Source organism: Lysinibacillus sp. (assembly GCF_032093475.1).
Lineage (GTDB): Bacteria > Bacillota > Bacilli > Bacillales_A > Planococcaceae > Lysinibacillus > Lysinibacillus irui.
In genome coordinates this window covers 1-4579 of record NZ_DAMDAY010000194.1, presented here as the reverse complement: position 1 = coordinate 4579, position 4579 = coordinate 1, and the positions used below count along the sequence as shown (strand labels likewise).

Genomic DNA, 4579 nt, shown 5'->3' with positions numbered 1-4579 from the left:
TGGGCAAAAAATGTACAAATTTTTCGGACAAGAAATTTTTGGGCTTGAAACAGCAATTGAAAGACTGGTGGAGGAATATTTCCATCCAGCAGCACGCAGGTTAGATGTTAGAAAACGTATTTTATTATTAATGGGACCTGTAAGTGGTGGTAAATCCACAATAGTTACTTTATTGAAACGCGGATTAGAGCAATACTCACGCACAGATGAGGGTGCGGTTTACGCAATTAAGGGATGTCCGATGCATGAAGATCCACTGCATTTGATTCCACATCATTTACGTAATGACTTTTTTGAAGAGTATGGCATAAGAATTGAAGGAAGTTTATCGCCTTTAAATACGATGCGTCTTGAAAAGGAATACGAAGGGCGTATTGAAAACGTAATGATTGAACGTATTACTTTTTCAGAAGACAAACGTGTTGGTATAGGAACATTTACACCATCAGACCCTAAATCACAAGATATTGCTGATTTAACAGGAAGTATTGATTTTTCTACAATTGGCGAATTTGGCTCAGAGTCTGATCCTCGTGCTTATCGTTTCGATGGTGAGCTGAACAAGGCCAATAGAGGAATGATGGAATTCCAAGAAATGCTGAAGCTTGATGAAAAATTCTTATGGAATTTATTATCCCTAACACAGGAAGGGAATTTTAAAGCGGGTAGATTTGCTTTAATTAGTGCAGATGAGTTAATCGTTGCTCATACGAATGAAACAGAATATCGATCCTTTATTTCTAATAAAAAGAACGAGGCATTACATTCTCGAATTATCGTTATGCCAATTCCATATAACCTTAAAGTAAGTCAGGAAGAGCATATTTATGAAAAGATGATAAAAGAGAGTGATATGTCCCACGTCCATATTGCACCGCATGCTTTAAAGGCTGCAGCAATCTTTTCGGTTCTGACTAGATTAGAAGTACCGAAAAAACAAGGTGTGGATCTAATTAAGAAAATGCGCTTGTACGACGGAGAAAATGTGGAGGGATTTAATTCCGTTGACTTAGAGGAGCTGAAAAAAGAGTTTCCGAACGAAGGAATGAACGGTATTGATCCACGCTATATTATTAACCGTATTTCTTCTGCTATTATTCGCAAAGAAGTACCATCTATAAATGCTTTAGATGTCTTACGAGCTCTAAAGGATGGATTGGATCAGCATGCATCTATTTCTCAAGAGGATCGCGAAAAGTACATGAATTATATTGCGGTTGCTCGTAGAGAGTACGATGAAATTGCTAAAAATGAAGTACAAAAGGCTTTTGTATACTCATATGAAGAATCTGCGAAAACATTAATGAACAACTATCTAGACAATGTAGAGGCATTTTGTAATAAAAATAAGCTTTATGATCCACTGACTGGTGAGGAAATGAACCCTGATGAAAAATTAATGCGCTCGATTGAGGAGCAAATTGGAATATCAGAAAATGCTAAAAAGGCATTCCGTGAGGAGATTCTCATTCGAATTTCAGCCTATGCACGAAAAGGCAAACGTTTTGACTATAATTCTCATGAAAGATTACGAGAAGCGATACAAAAGAAATTGTTTGCAGATTTGAAGGATGTTGTGAAAATTACAACTTCCTCTAAAATGCCAGATGAATCGCAACTGAAGAAAATAAATGAAGTCGTAGCAAGGCTCGTAGATGAGCATGGCTATAACACCACATCGGCAAACGAGCTGCTACAATATGTAGGTAGTCTACTCAATCGTTAATTGACTTTTACGTTTACAAGTCAGATAGGAGTGTCCCATTTTTAGGGCACTCCTTTTATTATCAAAATAAGGTTTTCATTAGATGCACAATTGATTTTACGAAAAAAGTTCAAGAATTTGGCTCACAAGCATAGTATAGAAAAAGCGAATTTGATAGATGGGTGAGGATAAAAATGACTGAACACGAAAATAAACGCTTTGTTATCTCTCAGGAAAATTGGTCCCTCCATCGTAAAGGGCACCAAGACCAGCAACGTCATATGGAAAAAGTGAAAGATGCGATTAAAAATAATTTACCAGATTTAGTTAGTGAAGAAAGTATTGTGATGTCCAATGGTCGCGAGGTTATTAAAATACCGATTCGTTCACTTGATGAATATAAAATTCGTTATAACTATGATAACTCTAAGCATGTAGGGCAAGGACAAGGCGATAGTAATGTTGGAGATGTAGTGGCGCGGGATGGCAGTAAAGCAAATCAGGCGCAAGGTAAAGGAAAAGAAGCGGGTGACAAGCCTGGCCAAGATTATTATGAAGCGGAAGTAAGTATTGAGGAAATTCAAAACATCTTATTTCATGAACTTGAGTTACCCAATCTACAGCAAAAAGAAAAGGCAGATATTAAAACCGAAAAAATTGAGTTTAATGATATTCGCAAAAAGGGGTTAATGGGTAACGTTGATAAAAAACGTACCATTTTAAATGCGTTAAAGCGAAATGCGATGTATGGAAAAGCGGAAATAACACCTATCCATAATGATGATTTACGTTTCAAAACGTGGGATGAGGTTGAAAAACCAGAATCCAAAGCAGTAGTGCTTGCCATGATGGATACAAGTGGCTCGATGGGATCCTTTGAAAAATATTGTGCACGTAGTTTCTTCTTTTGGATGACTAAGTTCTTACGGTCAAAATATGAAACGGTGGAGATTGAATTTATTGCCCATCATACGGAGGCGAAGGTTGTCACAGAAGAGGAGTTTTTCACGAAGGGAGAGAGTGGGGGAACTATTTGTTCTTCAGCTTATAAAAAGGCATTGGAATTGATACAGGATAAATATCATCCATCTCGCTACAATATTTATCCTGTCCATTTTTCAGATGGTGAAAATATTTCGATGGATAATGAAAAATGTTTGAAACTAGTAGGAGAATTAATGGATGTATCCAGCATGTTTGGCTATGGTGAAGTCAATCAGCATAATCGTTTCTCAACACTTATGTATACGTATAAGAAAATTGATGATCCCAAATTTAGATATCATATTTTGAGAAAAAAAGGCGATGTATATGATGCCTTAAAGAGCTTTTTTAAGAAAAATGAAGAATAGTATGATTGTTTGATTAGCATCACGTTCAAAGGAGGGGACGTAAAATGGACACGAAAGAGCTTCATCGAGCAATAGATGAAATTACCGAAATTGCCACTAGCTTTGGCTTAGATTTCTATCCAATGCGTTATGAAATTTGTCCAGCGGATATCATTTATACATTTGGTGCCTACGGTATGCCTACCCGCTTTTCTCATTGGAGCTTTGGAAAACAGTTTCATAAAATGAAGCTTCAATATGATTTAGGACTTAGCCAAATCTATGAGCTCGTCATTAATTCTAATCCATGCTATGCTTTTTTACTTGATACAAATACATTGACCCAAAATAAATTAATTATCGCCCACGTTTTAGCGCACTGTGATTTCTTTAAAAATAATGTCCGTTTTTCCAATACAAGAAGAGATATGGTAGAGAGCATGACCGCAACGGCTGAGCGTATAGCTGGCTATGAACGAGAATATGGCAAAGATGAGGTTGAACAGTTTTTAGATGCAGTTTTAGCGATTCAAGAACATATTGATCCATCTATTTTACGACCGAAGTTATCCTGGAGTGAGGACGATGAGCTTGATGAGGAAAAACCACCAACAAAATCACCATATGATGATTTGTGGAGCATAGAAGAAAAGGAAAAAGTTTATAAACCTATCCGCCGCAGATTAAAGCAATTTCCGCCGCAGCCAGAAAAGGACCTGCTGTTGTTTTTAGAGGAGCATAGTCGTGAGTTGGAAGAATGGCAACGTGATATATTAACGATGATGCGGGAGGAAATGCTTTATTTTTGGCCTCAATTAGAAACGAAAATCATGAATGAGGGATGGGCATCCTTCTGGCACCAACGAATTATGCGGGAGTTAAAGCTAACAACCGCTGAGACCATCGAATATGCAAAATTAAATGCAGGGGTCGTGCAACCCTCCAAAACATCGATAAATCCATATTACCTCGGGATTAAAATATTTGAAGATATTGAAAATCGCTATAATAACCCTACAGAGGAAATGAAGAAGTTAGGTGTACTGCCAAATTCGGGGCGTGAAAAGATTTTTGAGGTAAGAGAGGTAGAATCCGATATTTCCTTTATCCGAAACTACTTAACTAAGGATTTAGCGAAGCGTGAAGATTTATATTTGTTCCAAAAGAAAGGTAATGAGTATCGTATTACTGATAAGGATCATGAGATGGTTCGAGATCAGCTTGTATCGATGCGTGTCAATGGTGGCTTTCCTTATATTGTGGTGAAAAATGGTGATTATTTACGTAATGGTGAGCTTTATTTAGTGCATGGCTACGAAGGAATGGAGCTAGACCCTCATTATTTAGAAAATGTATTGCCATATATTTATCAGCTGTGGGGACGTCCGGTTCATTTAGAGACGTATGTGGATAATAAACCAATGCTTTACTCCTTTGATGGTACAAAAAACTATAAACGCAATGTGTAACCAAAAGCTTCTATCTGTTGAACCTGCTCGAACAGATAGAAGTTTTTTAGATCGTTTATTCACCTTCTTCAGTT

General features: G+C 37.1%; 3 protein-coding genes. All 3 read left to right on the top strand.

The window, feature by feature from the left end; all coding sequences use genetic code 11:
* Nucleotides 1–1726 (top strand): PrkA family serine protein kinase (locus tag RT445_RS23055; protein ID WP_313471677.1); only part of this gene is annotated, 1726 nt, incomplete at its 5' end.
* Nucleotides 1727–1899: 173 nt separating this feature from the next.
* On the top strand, nt 1900–3057 hold the full coding sequence (yhbH, locus tag RT445_RS23050) for a sporulation protein YhbH (RefSeq protein ID WP_274794561.1): 1158 nt from the start codon (nt 1900–1902) through the stop codon (nt 3055–3057).
* 44 nt (nt 3058–3101) lie between these two features.
* The gene (locus RT445_RS23045) at nt 3102–4505 is read left to right on the top strand and encodes a SpoVR family protein (protein WP_274794560.1); all 1404 of its coding nucleotides are present in this window, start codon (nt 3102–3104) and stop codon (nt 4503–4505) included.
* The last annotated feature ends 74 nt before the right edge of the window (nt 4506–4579 follow it).